This is a genomic window from Pedobacter cryoconitis (assembly GCF_014200605.1).
Lineage (GTDB): Bacteria > Bacteroidota > Bacteroidia > Sphingobacteriales > Sphingobacteriaceae > Pedobacter > Pedobacter cryoconitis_B.
Genome location: NZ_JACHCE010000001.1, coordinates 1,450,043 through 1,468,701, shown reverse-complemented (window position 1 = coordinate 1,468,701; position 18,659 = coordinate 1,450,043). Strand labels below are relative to the sequence as shown.

23 protein-coding genes are annotated in these 18,659 nt (G+C 36.5%); 7 read left to right on the top strand and 16 right to left on the bottom strand.

Going from position 1 to position 18,659, the window contains the following annotated elements; genetic code table 11:
• Positions 1 to 388 precede the first annotated feature (388 nt).
• Complete coding sequence (locus HDE68_RS06030) at positions 389 to 886, top strand: hypothetical protein (protein ID WP_183879858.1); 498 nt, start codon at positions 389 to 391, stop codon at positions 884 to 886.
• A 137-nt stretch (positions 887 to 1,023) separates the two neighbouring features.
• On the opposite strand, the gene HDE68_RS06025 is transcribed toward HDE68_RS06030, so the two are convergent.
• From HDE68_RS06025 to HDE68_RS26695, 7 genes are all read right to left on the bottom strand, one after another.
• Complete coding sequence (locus tag HDE68_RS06025) at positions 1,024 to 1,533, bottom strand: hypothetical protein (RefSeq protein ID WP_183879856.1); 510 nt, start codon at positions 1,531 to 1,533, stop codon at positions 1,024 to 1,026.
• Positions 1,534 to 1,728: 195 nt separating this feature from the next.
• A complete protein-coding gene (locus tag HDE68_RS06020) occupies positions 1,729 to 2,238 on the bottom strand; it encodes a hypothetical protein (RefSeq protein WP_183879854.1) in 510 nt (169 codons plus the stop codon).
• Between the two features lies 1 nt (position 2,239).
• Complete coding sequence (locus HDE68_RS06015) at positions 2,240 to 3,559, bottom strand: hypothetical protein (protein ID WP_183879852.1); 1,320 nt, start codon at positions 3,557 to 3,559, stop codon at positions 2,240 to 2,242.
• A 21-nt stretch (positions 3,560 to 3,580) separates the two neighbouring features.
• Positions 3,581 to 3,775, bottom strand: coding sequence for a hypothetical protein (locus tag HDE68_RS06010; protein WP_183879850.1), 195 nt, complete (start codon positions 3,773 to 3,775; stop codon positions 3,581 to 3,583).
• A gap of 177 nt (positions 3,776 to 3,952) precedes the next feature.
• Positions 3,953 to 4,318 carry a hypothetical protein gene (locus HDE68_RS06005; RefSeq protein ID WP_183879848.1) on the bottom strand — a complete coding sequence of 122 codons (366 nt, stop codon included), beginning with the start codon at positions 4,316 to 4,318 and terminating at the stop codon, positions 3,953 to 3,955.
• A gap of 167 nt (positions 4,319 to 4,485) precedes the next feature.
• A complete protein-coding gene (locus HDE68_RS06000; RefSeq protein WP_183879846.1) occupies positions 4,486 to 4,713 on the bottom strand; it encodes a hypothetical protein in 228 nt (75 codons plus the stop codon).
• Between the two features lie 235 nt (positions 4,714 to 4,948).
• Positions 4,949 to 5,068, bottom strand: coding sequence for a Mu transposase domain-containing protein (locus HDE68_RS26695; RefSeq protein WP_411267915.1), 120 nt, complete (start codon positions 5,066 to 5,068; stop codon positions 4,949 to 4,951).
• 449 nt (positions 5,069 to 5,517) lie between these two features.
• Here HDE68_RS26695 and HDE68_RS05995 point away from each other — a divergent pair, with 449 nt between their 5' ends.
• From HDE68_RS05995 to ligD, 4 genes are all read left to right on the top strand, one after another.
• Positions 5,518 to 5,802 (top strand): OB-fold nucleic acid binding domain-containing protein, encoded by a 285-nt coding sequence (locus tag HDE68_RS05995; protein WP_183879844.1) that lies wholly within the window; start codon positions 5,518 to 5,520, stop codon positions 5,800 to 5,802.
• A 264-nt stretch (positions 5,803 to 6,066) separates the two neighbouring features.
• Complete coding sequence (locus HDE68_RS05990) at positions 6,067 to 6,246, top strand: DUF3606 domain-containing protein (protein ID WP_221300675.1); 180 nt, start codon at positions 6,067 to 6,069, stop codon at positions 6,244 to 6,246.
• Between the two features lie 216 nt (positions 6,247 to 6,462).
• A complete protein-coding gene (gene xth / locus HDE68_RS05985) occupies positions 6,463 to 7,239 on the top strand; it encodes an exodeoxyribonuclease III (protein WP_183879842.1) in 777 nt (258 codons plus the stop codon).
• Positions 7,240 to 7,333: 94 nt separating this feature from the next.
• On the top strand, positions 7,334 to 10,069 hold the full coding sequence (gene ligD, locus HDE68_RS05980) for a DNA ligase D (protein ID WP_183879840.1): 2,736 nt from the start codon (positions 7,334 to 7,336) through the stop codon (positions 10,067 to 10,069).
• 212 nt (positions 10,070 to 10,281) lie between these two features.
• Here ligD and HDE68_RS05975 read toward each other — a convergent pair whose 3' ends face one another.
• Complete coding sequence (locus HDE68_RS05975; protein ID WP_183879838.1) at positions 10,282 to 10,941, bottom strand: methyltransferase domain-containing protein; 660 nt, start codon at positions 10,939 to 10,941, stop codon at positions 10,282 to 10,284.
• 192 nt (positions 10,942 to 11,133) lie between these two features.
• Here HDE68_RS05975 and HDE68_RS05970 point away from each other — a divergent pair, with 192 nt between their 5' ends.
• On the top strand, positions 11,134 to 12,126 hold the full coding sequence (locus tag HDE68_RS05970) for a helix-turn-helix transcriptional regulator (protein ID WP_183879836.1): 993 nt from the start codon (positions 11,134 to 11,136) through the stop codon (positions 12,124 to 12,126).
• A gap of 84 nt (positions 12,127 to 12,210) precedes the next feature.
• On the opposite strand, the gene HDE68_RS05965 is transcribed toward HDE68_RS05970, so the two are convergent.
• Positions 12,211 to 12,468: a hypothetical protein gene (locus tag HDE68_RS05965; protein WP_183870189.1), complete on the bottom strand. Its 258-nt coding sequence runs from the start codon at positions 12,466 to 12,468 to the stop codon at positions 12,211 to 12,213.
• A 106-nt stretch (positions 12,469 to 12,574) separates the two neighbouring features.
• On the bottom strand, positions 12,575 to 13,021 hold the full coding sequence (locus HDE68_RS05960) for an Hsp20/alpha crystallin family protein (RefSeq protein ID WP_183870190.1): 447 nt from the start codon (positions 13,019 to 13,021) through the stop codon (positions 12,575 to 12,577).
• A gap of 293 nt (positions 13,022 to 13,314) precedes the next feature.
• Between HDE68_RS05960 and HDE68_RS26495 the strand changes: the two genes are divergently transcribed.
• Positions 13,315 to 13,737 (top strand): fatty acid desaturase, encoded by a 423-nt coding sequence (locus tag HDE68_RS26495; protein ID WP_260171635.1) that lies wholly within the window; start codon positions 13,315 to 13,317, stop codon positions 13,735 to 13,737.
• Positions 13,738 to 13,846: 109 nt separating this feature from the next.
• Here the strand turns inward: HDE68_RS26495 and HDE68_RS05950 are convergent, their stop codons facing one another.
• The 6 genes from HDE68_RS05950 to HDE68_RS05925 form a co-directional block, all read right to left on the bottom strand.
• Complete coding sequence (locus HDE68_RS05950; protein ID WP_183879834.1) at positions 13,847 to 14,065, bottom strand: helix-turn-helix domain-containing protein; 219 nt, start codon at positions 14,063 to 14,065, stop codon at positions 13,847 to 13,849.
• Positions 14,066 to 14,355: 290 nt separating this feature from the next.
• On the bottom strand, positions 14,356 to 14,910 hold the full coding sequence (locus HDE68_RS05945) for a peptidoglycan-binding protein (protein WP_183879832.1): 555 nt from the start codon (positions 14,908 to 14,910) through the stop codon (positions 14,356 to 14,358).
• 402 nt (positions 14,911 to 15,312) lie between these two features.
• Positions 15,313 to 15,975 carry a DUF6266 family protein gene (locus HDE68_RS05940; RefSeq protein WP_183879830.1) on the bottom strand — a complete coding sequence of 221 codons (663 nt, stop codon included), beginning with the start codon at positions 15,973 to 15,975 and terminating at the stop codon, positions 15,313 to 15,315.
• Positions 15,976 to 16,230: 255 nt separating this feature from the next.
• Complete coding sequence (locus HDE68_RS05935) at positions 16,231 to 17,010, bottom strand: hypothetical protein (protein ID WP_183879828.1); 780 nt, start codon at positions 17,008 to 17,010, stop codon at positions 16,231 to 16,233.
• Between the two features lie 510 nt (positions 17,011 to 17,520).
• Complete coding sequence (locus HDE68_RS05930; protein WP_183879826.1) at positions 17,521 to 17,790, bottom strand: hypothetical protein; 270 nt, start codon at positions 17,788 to 17,790, stop codon at positions 17,521 to 17,523.
• Positions 17,791 to 17,883: 93 nt separating this feature from the next.
• Positions 17,884 to 18,645 (bottom strand): DUF72 domain-containing protein, encoded by a 762-nt coding sequence (locus HDE68_RS05925; protein ID WP_183879824.1) that lies wholly within the window; start codon positions 18,643 to 18,645, stop codon positions 17,884 to 17,886.
• Positions 18,646 to 18,659: the final 14 nt, after the last annotated feature.

Below are 18,659 nucleotides of genomic sequence, written 5' to 3'. Positions count from 1 at the left end.
CCCCTACGGAGCTGACTCCATGCTGAGAGATGAAAAATAATATATAAATTTGAATTCTCGCCTCCTAAACCGGTTCGAAAAAAGGGAGGGTTACAGTTTGATCAAAACTGAATGGATATCCCCACCTGAATAAATTCAATAACAGGCCAGATAAATATTTACGGAGTAGCACATATATAAGAGAGCTAAGTTTTTTTGGAAAATTTAATAAGGTCTCAGAAAAAACATTGGGTATTGCTGTCAAAAATTTAAATAGATCTGGGACTATAATGACTTATTATGAAATATTAAGCGTCAACTCCCCTAACATGATTACGGTAGAATCAATACAAGATGAGACTAAAAAACAGCTGACCCGTTTATGTAATAATCCTCTATCTTATCGATAATGAAGTTAAAACTTTCGTATTCCATCACAATTTATTTAATTATAGTATTTATAATAGCATGTGTTTTCTCAAATCTTGAATCTATTCGGGAGCATACATTAGGATTCATATTCTATCTCACTCTTATAGTGATTGCCTTTTATTTCTTCTTATCAAGATATAGCTGCAAGCTTGATATCGATGGTAGTATACTCCATATTAAATATCTAATGCCCTGGAATAAGGATATACATATTGATTTAAAAAACTTTAAATATTTTGATTACGGAAGAGGATTTTATAATCTTGTCTCTGAAAGAGAAAAAGGGTTTATGAATTTATTAAGATACCCTTATGACACGATTATTTTAAGCGAAGGACCCGACTTTAGCAATAATATCTTAATACTAAAAGTCAATTTAAGACTTGGACAATTCAACAAATTACTCAATTATCTAAAAGCCCCAGTTGGATTAAAATTAACAGATTCAAATGGTTCTGGAGGCTATTTCTGGTAAAACATAGATTTCTAATCACATAGGAGGTCAAAGCATTGCAAACTCCACTTTTGACAGTCTGAATTAACTAACTGGCCTAATTTTTTATAACATCAAGATTTAATCCAAGGAATGCTATCGTGCTTAACTTGATCCTGTTAATTTATAATTTGATTTGTCCCTATTTTTCTTAAAATTCTCCATTGATTATTGACTTTACTTAAAAACAGGAAACCAGTATTTTCAATAGTCATATTACGATGGGTTTCAAAAAGAACTATAGCCCGCATATTATCACCAGAATAAATAATGGGACTTAAATTATTAAATCCTTCTTTATAATTTATCAGGCCATCAGGAATTAGTTTTTTGGTTTTATAGATTTTTTCTGAACCATTTATAAACGATTTATAATTTGTAATGAAACTCCAATCTCCATCATTAATATATTTGACCAATGGGGGGCTAGCTTGATTTTTATGGGTATAAAAAATAACGTTATAGAACAAACTAGAGTCTATTCCATATCTTCTTGTATATAAATTTCCAATTTTTAATGAATCAAGCGCCTGCGTATAAATAGCCTTGTCATCATTATTCCAGTTTTGTGCGAAACACGAATAAATAGAACTTCCTACTACAAGGAGTGTTAATAACATTTTCTTCATACTAACATCCTTTTTTCTTAGTTGATTTCGTTTCATTATTGAACTCTTGACTACCAGCCTTCTTAGCCCTATCAGGTTTTTTGGTTGAAGGGTTTTCTTTTTGATAATAGGCCAGTCTGAATTAACTAACTGGCCTAATTTTTTATAACATTAAGGTTTAATGCAAGAGATACTATGATGTTTAACTTGATCTTGTTAATTTATAATTTGGGTAGTTTCGATCTCTTTCAAAATTTTCCATTGATTCTCGACTTTGTTTAAAAACAGGAAACCAGTTTTGTCCATATCCTTATGCATATGGGTTTCAAAAATAACAATAGCCCGAACATTATCCTCAGAATAAATTATAGGACTTAAACGATTAAACCCTTCTTTGTAATTTATCCTGGCATTAGGAATTAGATTTTTCGTACTATAAATTTTTAATGAGCTTTTTACAAACGATTTATAATTTGTAACGAACTTCCAATCTCCATCATTAATATATTTGACCAATGGTGGGATCGCTGCTGTTTCATTTGTATAGTAAAAAACATTAAGAAACAGGTTAGAGTCTATTCCATATTTTTTTGTATATAAATTTCCAATTTTTAATGAATCAAGCACCTGCGTATAAATAGCCTTGTCATTATTATTCCAGTTTTGTGCGAAACACGAATAAATAGAACTTCCTACTACAAGTAGAGTTAATAACATTTTTTTCATACTAACATCCTTTTTTCTTAGTTGATTTCGTTTCATTATTGAACTCTTGACTACCAGTTTTCTTAGATCTCTCAGGGTTTTTTGGTAATAATCCAGAAGATTGTTGAAGTGAGCTCCAAAATATATCTTCACAATAATCTTTTAAAGGTACTGAATCATCTGGGGATTGGATACCATTAGCTTGGGCGTAATTTGTTAATATTACTGCCATTGATTCAACGTATGTGGAAGCCATTTGAAAATGTTGTGCGGCACCTCCGGAAATTGGTGAATTATCTTCAGGACTAAAGATAAATCTATTAACATCTTCAAATGCCATTTTTTGTTCTCCAGTTAGGTGCTGGGTACCATAAACTAAATATGAGTGCATTAATTCATGAATAACTGTTGATGCTACTGCAAGATCTGTTGCTTTGTTTAGCATTTGACTATTTAGAGTTATATTTCCTGTCTTTGGATCAGTACTACCATGTGTTTCTGCAACACTTAAAATATTTCCATTCTGATCTGTTGAAATTTTATCTTCGATTGTTCCTTCAGTGATTCCAATTGTAAAGGTTTTTAAGCTTTGAAGATAAGCTATCGCTTCCATCGCGTTTGTTTTGTCATTATTTCTTATTCCTGCTACATCTGCAACTGAATTTGAAATCATTGTGTCATAGTTATTCAGAATTTGGTTTATAATACTGCCAACGCAAGATCTAGTATTAATATTTATTATAATATTTGGACTAAGAACCTTAGGGCCATTATTGTTACCATTACCACCGCCGCCGCCACTGCCACCCGCGCCTCCTGGTGTACCGGTACTTCCACCACCATCACCTCCGCCACCACCGCCGCCCGGATTGCCGCCACCGCCACCTACACAGACAGTTGTTGTATTAGTAACACAAGTTTCTCCACCACCAGCACCAACACATGCCGTTTCTGTAGCTGTATAACAATCCATGAAGCCATTAACAACTTTATCACCTGGATTTTTAGAATTAATGTTTTTTGGGATCGTTGAGTTTTTAGTTCTGGAGACCACTGAAATGTTTGGTGAAAACCAGTTTTCTATAAACATGTGACCACTGAAATTCTTTCCTTTTTCCCAAATTTGATCTGGAATCATTGAAATCATTTCTGCTTTACTACCATCAAATGCTTTGGAGGTTGTCATAAGTCTCAGATATAAGAGGTTGTCTATACGAGCGCCAGGCAGACCTCCATCTACCAGTGTAATTCTTGCATCAAGTTTAACGGGCACGAATACTGCAACTGTATCGCCATTACTTTGTAAAAAGGCATTATCCCAATCTAACTTTCTTTTTCCCAATAATTCTTTTGAAAGAAATGATTAACCTGTGTAATTAGGCTCAATAATTTTTGAGTTCTTTTCAAAACTTTCTTTCGCACTAGAAATAGACGTTCCAGCTACAACAGAATTAATTGGCGTTTCCGTCTTATCCTTTTTACAGGAAGTATAAGCTAACGTAAGAAAAACTAGTGAGAAAACTAATTTAACTGAACGATTTTTTATTATTTTTTTCATACTTAATTTAGATTGATCAAGTATAAATAATAAGCCGAATGGAATTTTTTTTTACATCAAATCAGGTTTTGTCGTGGTGAATTTCGGGCAATTACGGAAAGCGGTAATCATATCTACTAATTATCGCGGTTTTAAATTATAATAAGAATCAAATTGCTCATCCTATCTTTCCAATGCCTATTCATCTTCTGTCTTATTTAAAATTGTGAATCTCTTTTCAAATTTCTCTCCCTTGTACCGAATAAGTACGTAAAAACCATATCCACCATACTTCACCTCCTTTATGAAGTCAACTAAAACTGGTTTAACGATTTTGTCGATAAATTTTATGCAGTAATCTTCAAAATCAGGATCAATGTGTGCAGCCCTATATGGATCACTAAATTCATGGAAGTTAAATGTTATAGCCTCCAGTGTATTGTCTACAAAGCGTTTTTTATATTGAACATGTTTATTCAAGCTTGGATTAAGCCTGATATAAGTGATGATTTTATGCTGTAGTAACTCTACAACATCAGAGTAGTCTATGGCACGTGTTTGCATATCTGTGAATAATTAGTTAGATAAAGCTAAACACAAATAGATAAAAAAAACTAAAATAATTAGTAATTATACTAAAAATAACAGCCTTATGCTCTTTTAGCTAAATGATTTTTGAACCAAACAATACGCGACTGAAATTAGCGTGGTATTGTTAATTATGAAGGGTTTTATTCTAACTTCTTTAAAGAAGTAATTTTATACCATGCATAATGGCCTAATTTCTCTTGTCCAAAAACAAGTAAGAAGTGATAATATTTGTCCATTAAGCTTTTGAAGTCATCCATGTCATGAAAACGAGACCCATAATCAACTACAATTTGATCATTAATAGCTAAATGATGCTGATTTCTAGCAAGAAGGTGATTAAAAATAAATTGGCTTAAATTGATTGTCATAATTGAAAAATTTATAAAAGTTAATTGGTACAAACGGCCGTACCTCGTGAGCCGACAAAATACTATAGTAAGAGAATTCCGCTGATTGTTAGATCAGGAAGTATATATACAATTATAAAATTCTTAGAAATAAATTGTAGCGGACCCGCTATGATTTTGAATAAAACAAATATAAGAAAAATAAATGGCCTATTCTGAAGGGGGTTCCGTTTAGAGCATTTTGGTTAAAGTCTATTTAGATAAGAATACTTAACAGCTTTACTTTTTTTCCTATGTAGGTGTATGGTACACTATAGTGATGAATATCCTCGCCCAGACGAACATAACCAGTTTTGTTGACTGTGACTTTGCTTATGTACCTGGTAAGGCAAAGGGTTCCTTAAAACTGCGATAGATATTAACACCGAATATCGTACTACCCCATAATATAACTGAAATTAAACCGAAAATCTGATTTGAAAGAAAGTGCAGACCTAAGTTTACAATGAACCAAAGAGCTAAAAGTGGATACAATACTTTATCTGACTTATATTTTACCTGCTTATTTTCCGACTGTAACATTATTTATCGTTTTTATTACCTAAATGTAATGAATTATTATAAGTATAAAGCGAAAGAGCATACTAAACCATCTTTGTATGCTCTTTCCCCTACCTACCCCTCCAAACTACTCATATAAATACGATCTGAACATCTACCCCCTCCCATCGGTTAAAATTATCCAGCCGTGCAACACATCCTTTCTGTTCAAATCAGTTAGTTGAAGGTCAACCTTTATTCCTTCCTGTCAGTCGGATTTACTTGATGGTCCGAGTTTACTTGCTTATCCTACAGATATGGGTTGCTGGCCTCGTATTAGTAAGGCAACGACTTGGAACAGCTGGAGGGGTTTGCTTCATTACCATTGAAGACGAGACTAGATTCACCAATCTGGTTGTTTTTGAAAAGCTTTTCGAAAAATATAGAAAAGAAATTTTGCATGCTAAATTACTAATGGTTGAAGGCCGATTGCAGCGTGAAGGACAAGGCGTACATGTGATCGTAAGTAAATGTGCGGATCTAACAAAGATATTAGGTAAATTGGTTTAAAGAGCAAATGATGACTTGCCAGTACTAACCTTATCGCTTGCAGATGAAAAAAATCCGCCTTACTCTTCGCAAAATAAAAAGACTCAAGTGCGAGAAGATGTTAAAGAGACCTTTTATGGAGAACTGAACTTCAAATAGAGCTTGTTCTGCAAAAAAAATGATTAATAGACAGTTAGATTGTTTTAAGGCTTGATCTGACAGCCTTGGTTCTTTTGAGAAAACAACTTTAATACAAAGATGTTATAGGATGAAAAACTTCTAATTATGGATAACAAACAGAAAACAGGAAGTCCTGACAGAGACAGAATCAATGTGAACGAAAGTTATGAACTAGAATATTGGTCTAAGAAATTTAACGTCACGCAAGACGAATTGAGGAAAGCCGTTAAAGCAGCCGGGACATCAGCAGATGAAGTGGAGAAATACCTGAAAAACGTAAAGTAAACGACCTCAGTCAATAATTAATATTGTGAATATAGACGCTAATTTATTGGACGATGATACGAAAATAAATTAGCGTCTAATTGGTTTTTCCTAACCATGCACGCAAATTCTCGTTCGGTACAGTCAACTTTTGATCATTGCTTTGATATATGGATTGACTCGGACAATCACATTCAAACGAGTGATTTATAAACTTATCCAGATTAAGTTAGACCTATGAAAATTGCAACCTATAATATTAATGGCATCAATGGACGCTTGCCTGTTTTATTGCAGTGGTTGAAAATTGCTTCACCCGATGTAGTTTGCCTTCAGGAACTGAAAGCGCCAGACGAAAAATTTCCGGAGCAAGCCCTTCTGGAAGCTGGCTATCATTCGATTTGGCATGGAGAAAAAAGCTGGAACGGTGTTGCGATCCTTTCCCGGTATGGAGAAATTAAAGAAACCCGCAGAGGACTAGATGGTGATCCCGAGGATTTACATAGCCGTTATATTGAAGCTTTCATTAATGGGGTTGTGATTGGCTGTTTATATTTGCCTAACGGGAATCCCTGTCCTGGACCGAAGTTTGACTATAAACTCAAATGGATCAAACGGTTTTCTAAACATGCAAAGAAGCTCCAAAGTTTTGATTTACCAGTTGCCCTTATCGGCGATTATAATATTATTCCCACTGACCTGGATACTTACAAGCCCGAAAAATATGTTGAAAATGCACTTTTTCGTCCAGAAGTACGCAAGCAGTTCTCATCACTAAAAAAAACGGGCTGGGTAGACGCGCTCCGCAAATTATATCCAGGCCAAAGAGTCTATACCTTTTGGGACTACCTTCGTCATGCCTTTGATAGGAACGCTGGGTTACGTTTAGACCATTTCTTATTAAACGATTCGCTTTCCTCACGTTTAAAGGCGGCAGGTGTCGATAAGGAAGTCCGTGGATGGCCACATTCTAGCGATCACGCACCTGTCTGGATATTGCTAGATGAACTGTAATCCATGTAAATCAGCCTCATAGCTCGAGATTTACCTGGATTTTCCAAACTTTATAGTTGTAAAGATGTTAGAATAGTTGCTAATCTTTAAGAGTATGAGTCTAAAAAAATACAACGAAAAACGTGATTTTAACAAGACCGCTGAACCTAAATCTGGCAAACCAAAGCCCAGTGGTAAACTCCAATTTGTAATTCAAAAGCATGATGCCTCAAGACTCCATTATGACTTTCGTCTTGAAATGGAAGGAGTGCTGAAAAGCTGGGCTGTTCCTAAAGGACCATCGACAGACCCTAAGACCAAGCGACTGGCTATGATGGTGGAAGATCATCCTTTTGATTATAAAGACTTCGAGGGGATTATTCCAAAGGGTGAATATGGTGGAGGTATGGTAATTGTCTGGGATGAAGGAACGTACGAACCAATCGAAAAGATTAGAGGTAAAAAAGCACAGGAAAAACATTTGTTAGCGCAATTAAAATCTGGCTCACTGAAGATTATTCTGCATGGTAAAAAGCTAAAGGGGGAATTCGCATTAGTAAAAACTCATGGAATGGGTGAAAATGGCTGGTTACTTATTAAACATAAGGATGAATATGCAGCCTCAAGTGACATCACTAAAAAAGATAAATCTGTACTTTCTGAAAAGACTATAGCGCAGATGCAAAAGACCAGTGACCAGGTCTGGCAGCATGGGCAGACCGAAAAGCTGGAAACTCATAAAAATAATAGAAAGACAACTCAAGTTTTGGAAGATGATACTGTAGCTGATCAACCTAAAAAGCTTTCAGGCGAAATTACAGCATTAATCAAAAACGGCAAAAAATCGAAAATTCCTATTGGAATGAAACCAATGTTGGCGACACTTGTCGACGATCCTTTTGATGATCCGGATTGGATATACGAGGTTAAATGGGATGGCTACCGGGCATTAGGTTTTTCACTAAAAAATGGGGATGTTCAGGTATTATCCCGTAATAATAAACCATTCAATGAGAAATTTTATCCTATTTACCAGATCCTGCAAAACTGGAAATTAGACATAGTCGTTGATGGCGAGATTTTAGTCTTGGACGATAAAGGCGTATCAAACTTTGGTAAATTACAAAACTGGCGTAGCGAGGCAGACGGCGAGTTAGTTTATTACGTGTTCGATTTAATTTGGTATAATGGTAAGGATCTCACTGATCTTCCACTATCATCAAGGCAGGAAATCCTGGCAGCGGTATTACCACAGGATGATGACCGGGTGAGATTAAGCAAAGTATTCAATGCTAAGGGAACCGGGTTTTTTCATGCAGCTGAGAAAATGGGGTTAGAAGGCATCATCGCAAAAAAGTCCAATAGCACCTATACAGAAAATAACCGTTCGAGTGACTGGCTAAAGATCAAAGTTCACAAGCGCCAGGAAGTCGTAATTGCTGGCTACACAAAAAATCAAGGCACATCTAAAGAGTTCAGCTCCCTACTTTTGGGGGTATACGAGAATGGACACCTTCAATATGTTGGTAAAGTGGGCACAGGTTTTAATCATCAGGACCAGAAAGACATGATAGCACAGTTTAGGCCATTGATCATCGATAAAAGTCCATTCTCAGAAGTCCCTGATGTGAATAAGCCATCAAGGTTCAGACCAAATCCACCTAAAGCTAAAGCTACGTGGTTAAAGCCAGAGCTGGTCTGCGAAGTAACTTTCTCTGAAGTAACCACCGATGGGGTTTTCCGCCACCCGTCTTTCCAGGGAATGAGGATTGACAAAAAATCAAAAGAGGTAATTCGGGAAACTGAGATTGAAACTAAAGCAATAGTCGAACATAAATCTGCTGAAGAATCAGATACACGACCAGTGAGTACAGACAGGCATGCCGGGGCGATTGCCCCTCCAAAGCATGGTGGCCGCAAAACTTTACTCAATCCAAAAGATGAAACTCAGGTTCGTAAAGTCGGCGGTCGTGAACTGAAGTTTACGCATTTAAGTAAATTATACTGGCCAGAGGATAAGGTAAGTAAAAGGGATATGTTCAATTATTATTACCAGGTAGCTGAATTTATCATGCCTTATTTAATAGATAGGCCAATGTCCTTAAACAGGTATCCCGGGGGGATTCATAGCAAGAGTTTTTATCAAAAAGATGTGAAAGACAAAGCGCCCGATTGGGCGGATACTTTTCCTTACACCACGAGTGACGGTGAACACAAGGAGTATCTACTGGGTAATGATGAGGCTGCATTACTATGGATGGCTTCATTGGGTTGCATCGAAATGAATCCGTGGTTCTCAAGAAGCATATCCCCTGACAATCCTGATTATTGTGTGATCGACCTGGATCCGGATAAAAACACCTTCGATCAGGTGATCCAAGTCGCAAAAATGGTTAAAACAGTCCTGGATCAGATAGATGTACCATGCTACCCAAAAACTTCTGGTTCTACTGGTATACATATATATATTCCTCTTGGTGCAAAGTACTCTTATGATCAATCGCAACTATTTGCAAAGTTAATCGTTGGACTTATCCATCAACAAGCTCCTGAATTCACCAGTCTGGAACGGATGATAGCCAATCGTCATGGAAAAATGTACCTCGATTTTTTGCAGAATAGACCCGGTGCTACAATCGCCTGCCCATACTCATTGAGGCCAAAGCCTGGAGCAACAGTTTCTATGCCGCTGGATTGGGACGAAGTTAAAACTGGAATGCAAATGAAAGATTTCAATATCTTCAATGCAGTTTCCAGGCTTAAAGAAACTGGTGATCTTTTTAAAGGTGTATTAGGTAAAGGAATAGATCTGGCCAAAGCAGTGACAAAGGCGAAGTCCGTATTCGGTTGATATAAAAGTGAAAGCACCAACTAAGATTAAACAAAAATGTTTGGTGAGTGTATCTCATTGAAGAAGGTAGTTTTACAATTGAGGTAAACTTGCTTGAAGGAAAACGCGTCCTTTATGACGGTTTTGGACGGAGTGGTGTCCATCTGCGGTAACATTATCTATAAAACGACACTGATGTACCTGGATACTAATAGTTCGCCCCTCTCCTGCCGTTACTTCCTTCCAACTACATTTACAAAAGGCCTAACGGTCCCTTTGCCATTCTGACCAGTGATCTCTTCGGTCATTTGTTTTACTTTAACATCTATGAAACCTACTTTGCTGAAAAATGTTTTTACTTCATTAGTATCGTAAAAAGTAAAATCAGAGTGTGTCCAGGGCAAATCTATTCCGATATTTTTTTCCATAAAGGATAGGCTAAATTTTCTTCCAGGCCGTAACACACGATATATTTCCTTTAAATGGGCTACGGGGTCTTTCCAGAAATAAATGGTATTTACCGTAAAGCAACCATCAAAGAAATCGTTTCCAATAGCTAATGTACCGTTTTCTTTTGCCAGACTAAATTGGGCAGTACCTTCATTTATTTTTAATGCGGGGGCGGACAGTGCCCCGAGTACCACTGTCTCAGAAATATTGTTTCCATAATAACGAATCCCCATCACTTTTTGAAAAAGAAATGGAAGGTATTCCCTACTTTTAAAACCAATCTCTAACACCAAAGAATGGTTGGCCAATCTCAGCTGATCCACAGTTTGGGAAATCATGGTACGGCAAAGAGGTGAAACTTCACGCTCTATTTTTTTGTATAGTATGTCATCAGGACGACGCGCCTGCGTACTTGTTTCTTTAAAATATATCTGCTCTTCCATGTTTTGCTTTCTAAAATCTCTTTCCAGATAAATTCTATAAATGGTCTCAATTTCCCTTGACCTTCTTTAATCCACAAAAGTGAGAAATAGCTATTCCGGAGATTTACACAAAACGGATTTTCTTTTGCAAAAAAATGTAATTTTTGAAAATCTTTACAGAAAACATCCATTTTTTTTATCATTATTGCCTTTATGGCAATTAATGTTGGTAAGGATTATGATGCCTTGAAAAAGGTAGGTGGGAATTTTGAGCCTTTTGCTAATCAGGGGCAATTCGTTAAAGAAAGCAGGGACAAATATCATTTTTCTTTTAGTGATGCTGAACTCTGGCAAATCAATACTCCGGATCTTTATATCGTATACGGCGACATTTCATTCAAACGGCGTCAAATCTATTTCAGACCAACTAACGATCTGCCGGATATGATTAAATTGCGCTTTACTTTATCTGGCAATGGAACTATATATAATGCAGTGAACAAGCAGCAATATATCTTTAGTTCTAATCAGCAAAACATCATTTATATGCCAGAACTGGATGGTACAGGTGAATATGATACGGACAGTAATTACCGCTTCTTTGAGGTCCATTTTGCTAAAGACAAATTTCTACAACTCGCCGAAAACTCAACTACGGCGCTGCAGGTTTTAGCTGACCATCTAGATGCTGGACGTTATTCACAAATGGCCGAACAGAACCTGCCGATCTCCTGGGCTATGCAAAATTGTATGCAGGAAATCCTCAATTGTAATTATACAGAAGGACTACGACTCTTATTTATCGAGTCAAAATGTACAGAATTGCTTGTGCTTCAGGCCGAGGCTTTTGAAAGTGATGTTTTTAAAAATGAAAATTCGCCCATAAAATCTGCATATGACAAAGATTGTATTTATCATGCCAGAGATTACCTGATTCAGAACATCCAGCACCCCCCCTCTATTGCACAACTGGCAAAGGTATGCGGCATTAATGAATTTAAGTTAAAAAAAGGATTTAAGTGCTTATTTGATAAAAGCATATTTGGTTATTTAAGTGACCACAAACTCAACTACGCCAGGCAGCTTCTGCTAGAGGGCATACCTATAAAGGCTGTAGCTTTTCAATTGGGTTATTCTTCCGTTCAGCATTTCAGCAATGCATTCAGGAAGAAATTTGCTGTACCGCCGGGGAAAGTAAGGGTGTAAAATTCATGTTCCCTTTAGCTTCAAAAGTAGGTGATAAACATCGATAACACAATTTCAAAATATTTTTTTGAGATCAAATTCGACCTAATTCTCCAGGTTCAAGTGTTTAAAGAGCTCCTTTGTAATCAAACGAATATTGACAGCCAGCTGTTCATAACTACAATGCCTCAGACCCTGAGGGAAAGGTACACCACCCTCACGCTTGACCATATCTATAGTAATCACCGAATCTACAGAGACTTCCTCGCCCGCAACCAGGGAAGCGTAAAGCCTCCGTGCAAAAGCCTCATCATGACCAAGGTGAAAACAACCATAAGTTTCGATGCCTTTAAGTGTTTTCATGTTCAGAGATATTTCATAGCTGGTTTCCATAATACTACAATAAACAAAATGAAATAAAAGAGCCGCCCGAAGGCAGCTCATGGTATTGGTATAAATCAAAAAAACATTACTTGATTTCAATCTGGCGGCTCTGGATTTTAGCCTCCTCCCTTTTAGCAATATCAATGCACAACACCCCATCCATATACTTCGCTTCAATTCCATTTTCATCGGCAGCATCGGGCAGCGTGAAAGAACGCACAAACGAACTATAACTAAACTCCCGTTTGTTATAATTGCGCTCCTGAGCACCATTCTCCGAACTCCGCTCCACAGAAATGCTCAGCACATTTCTTTCCAAAGAAAGCTTAAAATCCTCCTTTTTCAAACCCGGAGCTGCAAGCTCCACATGATAGTGATCTTTACTCTCACTGATATTGACAGCAGGCACACGCGCCGTCATGCGATCAGAAAAGAAAGTGTCATTGAAAATAGAATCGAAAACGCCATCAAAGCCAGTCATCAGGCCATTTTTCTTCACATTGCCATTTGGATTAAATTTAACCAGTGTCATAGGTCTGTCCTCCTTAATTTAATTTTTAATGATTAAAACTTACAATTAATTAAATACCGAACTTCGTGTTCATACTGGCTATATCGAATCAAATGCCAAAGCTATTTCGCCCCGGAACAGCTGAAAATTTTGCAGAAAAAATGAAAAAATTTCAGGTCTAAATGTCAAAAATTCATTCCAGCCCGAAAAAGAGAACGGTGAAGAATCACAACCTTCCGCGAGTGGTCATTGAAAAAGACCATGGGGCTACGGTACAATATCATAATTGCACCTCGATTTGACATACATAAATATTGGCTGCATTTTTCTACAGCATGATCATTATGGGAACCCGCAGAACCATTTGGCACCATAGGTATTGCACCCATGGCGCCTATAAATTCAAAAATGCATTCTGGCGATTTTTTACACAAAATCTAACAATAAATGTAATCCCAGAAGAAATATATGTGATTTCACATCATGTCCATCACGCTAAATCAGATCAGCCTGGCGACCCATACATAAAAAATGACGGAAGTGATTTGATTGACATGAATGCAGCTGTTAACGCAGCTTTTGCAGTATATTCAACGATAAATATGATAACCGAAAAGAGGCTAATATCTCACTTTATGAAAGAATATAAATCTAAGAATTATGTAGCAGAACAAGATTTTGACCCTAATAAGGTCTTTTTAACTCCATATTTTATTAAAATTGTAAACATTCAATAAAACATACTTAGTTGGCTCTATTAAATAACAAACTATATTACAGGAAGGATCTAAGGTAAACTTAGATCCTTTTTTCTTTTTAGATTCTTTGTTGGTGGAAATCTAATCTTCATTTTATCTCATCTCTGAATTTACTTACCATCAAGCTCATCACATCTTCTCTTCTGTAATAAAGACAGCCGACAATAATCACAGACTTCAATAACTTTTTATTTCGCCATCTTCTTAAAGTACGGTCGCTAATACGGAACATAGATTTTACATCATTGGTATCTAACAAATTTCTTTCATGAGTAACAAATTTCTCCTGCTTCTTCGTACTCATCATTTCAGCCAGGACATTTATCAACAAATTCACTTTATCGTTCATTTCCATATTCACATGATTAAATTTTAAACTATCTGAATTATTCAACGATTGTTAAATAGTCACATTAGGGAGGAATAATCAAAAAAGTATGTATAACTCTTTTGCAGAATAATTTTACGTTTTTCAAAAGAAATAGGTTTAATAATACAACAATATAATAAATATTATTTATCAAAACGATAAGTAAATATCTATTTTAATAATAATTGTATAATTACACAATTAAGTGTAATTGCCAAAAATTTACACTAGTCAACTTTTACCCAATCAGAAATCCTATAAATAGTCCTGATATGTCTCTTTTTTCTATAAACCCCATCACCTTCCCTGCTGCCCTGAATATTCGTATTACCTTCTACACTATTTACCCAATTTCCTTTTTGATTAACTATCAACCCAACATGAGCTATTCTTTTTAATTTAACAAAGTATATACCCAGCAAATTACCTGGTAAAGCAGAACGTGCTAAACGGGATAAAGGGAAAAGATCTGGTGTCCACCCTGATCGTGGTTTATTATATCCAGCCTTTGCAAAAACCCAGCTCACAAAACCTGCGCACCAGGGCTGCCCTTTTTTTAAACTTACACTAGTCAAATAAGTCTCTACGCGAAATCCGTCATTGTTTCCGGTTATTTCCCTCACTCCTATTTCTTTTTCCGCAATACGAACAAGAAGCTCTCTTTTTTGACACTCCAGAGCGTTGAAGCTAAATTTGTTATTTAACAGATTGCGATCAAGCAGGCCGAAGCCACTAATAATAACAAAGCAAAGGATACCCAGTAAAAGCCTAATTGTTGCCATGACGGTAAAAAATTAAATTGTGAAACCATAAATGTTAGAGAGGGTAACTTCATAAGTAGCCAAAACCATTGTAATAACCACCACGATAAAGCGGTTATTAAAAGAAAGCTAATCATGCTCAATAAAATCAATAGCCAGATACTTTGATCTATGCTACCTACCCTTTCATCAAACAAGTTGAGAAATCCTGGCGCAAAGCACCACATTAACAGCAAAACTGCGAAGATCATTCCAGGTTCCGATCTTTTTAAGGAGGTATTGACAACCGGCGATAATTTAATTATACCCGGCAATTCTATAGTTTTTATATTCATCACATTTTAAATTTTAAGAATTTATCAGTTATTAGAAGTCTTATTATATAAACCGGCAAACTCGTCAGCCTGCCGGTTTATTCAAATCCTATGCAATAGCTTTGACAGGCCCCAGATAAACACTGGTACTTACCTTTTTACCATCTAAAGAAGAAAAGTAAAACCAGCAATGTAAAATGTTACCGACGATAGTTTTAGACAGCATACGTACTTCTAATTTACCAGCGGTTCGTACCGCGGTTGATGGAATTAGAAAATAATCCTTCGTTTCATCATAAATTATTACGCTAGCTCTATCCGTAGAACGCTCCAAACGTTCATCTTCTGTATTAAAATCCAAAGGATCATAGGTCCAGCTGATTCCTACTTTACGGCCTAAAACTGGCACTGCTAAAAGGTCTTGCGGACTGTCCAGCTTTCCAAGGGTCAGTTTTAACTTAGCATAATTGATCGTAAATAATGGAGACATACCTGAGATAGCTTCCTTCAGATTGAATTTAACCGCTTCATTCATCGGGCCAGACAGTTTGTTGCCAGATTGATATCCTTTACTCACAATATCACTGATAGAACCTAAAAAACGGGTTATTAAGCCAAATTTATTACGTTGATCAATTTGTGATCTGACTGGTAGCTTACTGGTTTTTTTGGGCAAACTTTTCATTAGATCCAACGTACGCCACCTGGCACCGATTACTGTTCCTACTTTTCCTGAGAATCCTCCAAGGATTCCTATTCTGATTTTCCCCATTTTCTTTAATTTTAAACAATGAATTATTCTATTAATTCAAGTCAATAGCATGCCGGCCGCTTAAACTCGTTAAACGAAAGTATATTAATAAATTAGCTCAAAAATAAATTGACCGCAATAGTCCGTTATTGTCCGCAATTGACCGGATTTGACCGTAATTGTCCAGCACTGAAAAAGCTTTATTTATTAAAAAAAGGGTTAAAACAAGAAAGGCCCCCCAGTTAAGGAGAGCCTTTGATAATAGCTGCTGCAAAATTAATCGAAGTCCAAACCTGGCATTTCCATCCATGAATGATTATCCTGATTGGTAAAAGTGCCGGGACTTAAGATTGCATCACATATGACAGCAGGATTAAATGATTTACTATTTAACAAGGTAATACCATTATAGAAACCCAAAAAAAGTACAGCGATACTTAGACAACCGTCTGGAATTTTAAAAGAAAAATCAATCAGATTTATTAATTCTTCGTTTTTTTTAAGGGTAATGCTATATTTTTCCGGATTAAGAATTCTTTTACCGTCTTTCAGCCGGATTAATCCGACTACGAATGTTAGTTTGCATTGAGTTGCATGCTTTGGAAAACGCAATTTTGGCGCGTTATCTGACTCATAATAAACAATCTTCATAATTCCCTGATTGAGTTCGATTTTCGGTTTTAAATTCAAAATCTTTTTTACAGGAGATTTAATATTAAATTCAAAACCGGCCAAATTACCAAAACTGTTTCGCTTAAAAAGGTATCCCGTTTTTGTGGGATTCTCACATGTTGTAAGGGCTGTAGTCAGCGCACTGGTGAATCGAAAAACATAACTTGTTTCGTTCATTCCACCGTTGGTATTATGAAATATGCCTCTAACATGTTTTCCAAGCATGCTACTTTTACGAAAATTCTCTGATGCCTTTTTGGTTTCCAATGTTTGTTTCATTGTGCCTGGCACAGGTCTTTTTGAAACAATCTGTACCCCATCTACTACTTTAAAAATGAAATCGCCCAGGATTCCCTTTAAAAATTTACCGTCGAAAATTGCCATAAATATTTGCTTTTTTTATCAATGTAAAGGATTTGTGCTAAAGAGTATCATCCTAAGCAGGCAATGTCCATAATTGTCCGCAGCTGTCTGCAATTGTCCGTAATTGTCCATGTTCTGGTCAAAGGAAAAATTAAAAAGTTCATCAGTCTTCAACTAGTCATGCATTGTTTGTGCCTGAATGGTGGTCGGAGTAAGACCAAGCTTTAAACTGCTTTTAAGCGTAGGTACTCTAAGTCATTTCAACTAGTTGTTTTGACTTAGAGTTGCCATGCTCTCGCGTTACTTCAGCATTGCTCTTACCCTAACGAGTACTCAGGCAGTACTCAGGCAGTACCCGGATAGGTCAAAACCATTAGTTCGATCAGGATGACTTATATCAAGTGAGAAGGGTTGAAAACTGGCTTTTCTATAGACAGTTATAAAGAAAAAATTGTGTAAATAATGATATACGAAAACAGAAGATTATTCAAAATCAAGCACGTTTCGTTTGAGTAATCGAAAGGAAACAAATCAACTAGATGCTCTACTCAGCACCACATCAATTTCCCTCCCAATTTGCGCAATTACAGTTTGATCGAATAAAATATCCACATGTCCGGAGTTCTCATTATACTCATAAATAGCATAGCCATCTGAATTCAAATCATCAGCAGAAACCGCCTGCCAAAAGCCATTATGCAGGAACATTTCACCGATTAAGCCACCATGATAAATCACTTTAAAATTATCACCCAATTGGGGATGAATATTCAAGTCAATCTGCCTGCCTTCAACCTTCACATTTGAATGTTTTCCATTAAATTAACTGGTTCTCCGTTCAGTAATTAGCAGCTTCTTCTGCCGCCCCTCATCTTCGTATTGAGATATCATCTCTTATAGTCCAGTAACCAAATCTTTCAACGTAAATAAATTAGCAATTGCCTCACCCATAGTATTATTGAAATAAGTATACACAGTTTTTCCTTCGGCCATCCATTCCCGGATATAAGCTGCGTATTCAGACATTAAATCATCCTGATAACTTCCCCTGTAACTTCCTCCAGGCCCGTGAAAACGCAAGTACACAAAGTTGAGATCTGTATCCAGCATTGGCGTATTGGCAGGTGGTTTATCCTGTATCACCATTCCCAAACCATATTCATCAAGCAAGCGATAAACCTGCTCGCAATACAAAGACACATGGCGAAACTCCAGCGCAATATTCCAGTCGCCAGCTTTATCACATTCACGCAGACAAGCCATTAATAAAGTCAGCTGATTTAAGTTTCCAATACGTACACCAGGGGGAAATTGCACCAGCAAACAACCCTTCTTATCACCTGCCAAAGAAATAACCTGCATAAATTTTTTTACAGATTCAGGATCAAAAGCAAGCCCCTTATTGTGTGTGATCATCTTAGAAAGCTTAAAGGTAAATCTAAAATTTTCCGGAACATCCTTAGCCCACTTCGCAACAGTTGATGCCATTGGTATTTTATAAAAAGAACTATTGATCTCGATACTGTTCATCATCGAAGAGTAAAAACATAACCTGCTTTTTTCTTTAAATTCGTCCGGATAAAAAAGCTTATTACGCACAGGCAATAGCAAGCCGCTGGTACCTGAATAGTAAGCAGGAACATTATTTTTCCCCATAACAGCAAATACTA

What these genes read in the sequence shown, in the direction of transcription:
- HDE68_RS06020 (WP_183879854.1), bottom strand. Translation starts at nt 2,238, where the DNA reads ATGAAAAAAATGTTATTAACTCTACTTGTAGTAGGAAGTTCTATTTAT.
- HDE68_RS05945 (WP_183879832.1), bottom strand. Translation starts at nt 14,910, where the DNA reads ATGGCAACAATTAGGCTTTTACTGGGTATCCTTTGCTTTGTTATTATT.
- HDE68_RS05960 (WP_183870190.1), bottom strand. Translation starts at nt 13,021, where the DNA reads ATGACACTGGTTAAATTTAATCCAAATGGCAATGTGAAGAAAAATGGC.
- HDE68_RS05950 (WP_183879834.1), bottom strand. Translation starts at nt 14,065, where the DNA reads ATGATGAGTACGAAGAAGCAGGAGAAATTTGTTACTCATGAAAGAAAT.
- HDE68_RS05970 (WP_183879836.1), top strand. Translation starts at nt 11,134, where the DNA reads ATGGCAATTAATGTTGGTAAGGATTATGATGCCTTGAAAAAGGTAGGT.
- HDE68_RS06030 (WP_183879858.1), top strand. Translation starts at nt 389, where the DNA reads ATGAAGTTAAAACTTTCGTATTCCATCACAATTTATTTAATTATAGTA.
- HDE68_RS05940 (WP_183879830.1), bottom strand. Translation starts at nt 15,975, where the DNA reads ATGGGGAAAATCAGAATAGGAATCCTTGGAGGATTCTCAGGAAAAGTA.
- HDE68_RS06025 (WP_183879856.1), bottom strand. Translation starts at nt 1,533, where the DNA reads ATGAAGAAAATGTTATTAACACTCCTTGTAGTAGGAAGTTCTATTTAT.
- HDE68_RS05995 (WP_183879844.1), top strand. Translation starts at nt 5,518, where the DNA reads ATGGTCCGAGTTTACTTGCTTATCCTACAGATATGGGTTGCTGGCCTC.
- HDE68_RS06010 (WP_183879850.1), bottom strand. Translation starts at nt 3,775, where the DNA reads ATGAAAAAAATAATAAAAAATCGTTCAGTTAAATTAGTTTTCTCACTA.
- HDE68_RS06005 (WP_183879848.1), bottom strand. Translation starts at nt 4,318, where the DNA reads ATGCAAACACGTGCCATAGACTACTCTGATGTTGTAGAGTTACTACAG.
- HDE68_RS05965 (WP_183870189.1), bottom strand. Translation starts at nt 12,468, where the DNA reads ATGAAAACACTTAAAGGCATCGAAACTTATGGTTGTTTTCACCTTGGT.
- HDE68_RS06000 (WP_183879846.1), bottom strand. Translation starts at nt 4,713, where the DNA reads ATGACAATCAATTTAAGCCAATTTATTTTTAATCACCTTCTTGCTAGA.
- HDE68_RS05990 (WP_221300675.1), top strand. Translation starts at nt 6,067, where the DNA reads ATGGATAACAAACAGAAAACAGGAAGTCCTGACAGAGACAGAATCAAT.
- HDE68_RS05925 (WP_183879824.1), bottom strand. Translation starts at nt 18,645, where the DNA reads ATGGGGAAAAATAATGTTCCTGCTTACTATTCAGGTACCAGCGGCTTG.
- ligD (WP_183879840.1), top strand. Translation starts at nt 7,334, where the DNA reads ATGAGTCTAAAAAAATACAACGAAAAACGTGATTTTAACAAGACCGCT.
- xth (WP_183879842.1), top strand. Translation starts at nt 6,463, where the DNA reads ATGAAAATTGCAACCTATAATATTAATGGCATCAATGGACGCTTGCCT.
- HDE68_RS05975 (WP_183879838.1), bottom strand. Translation starts at nt 10,941, where the DNA reads ATGGAAGAGCAGATATATTTTAAAGAAACAAGTACGCAGGCGCGTCGT.
- HDE68_RS05935 (WP_183879828.1), bottom strand. Translation starts at nt 17,010, where the DNA reads ATGGCAATTTTCGACGGTAAATTTTTAAAGGGAATCCTGGGCGATTTC.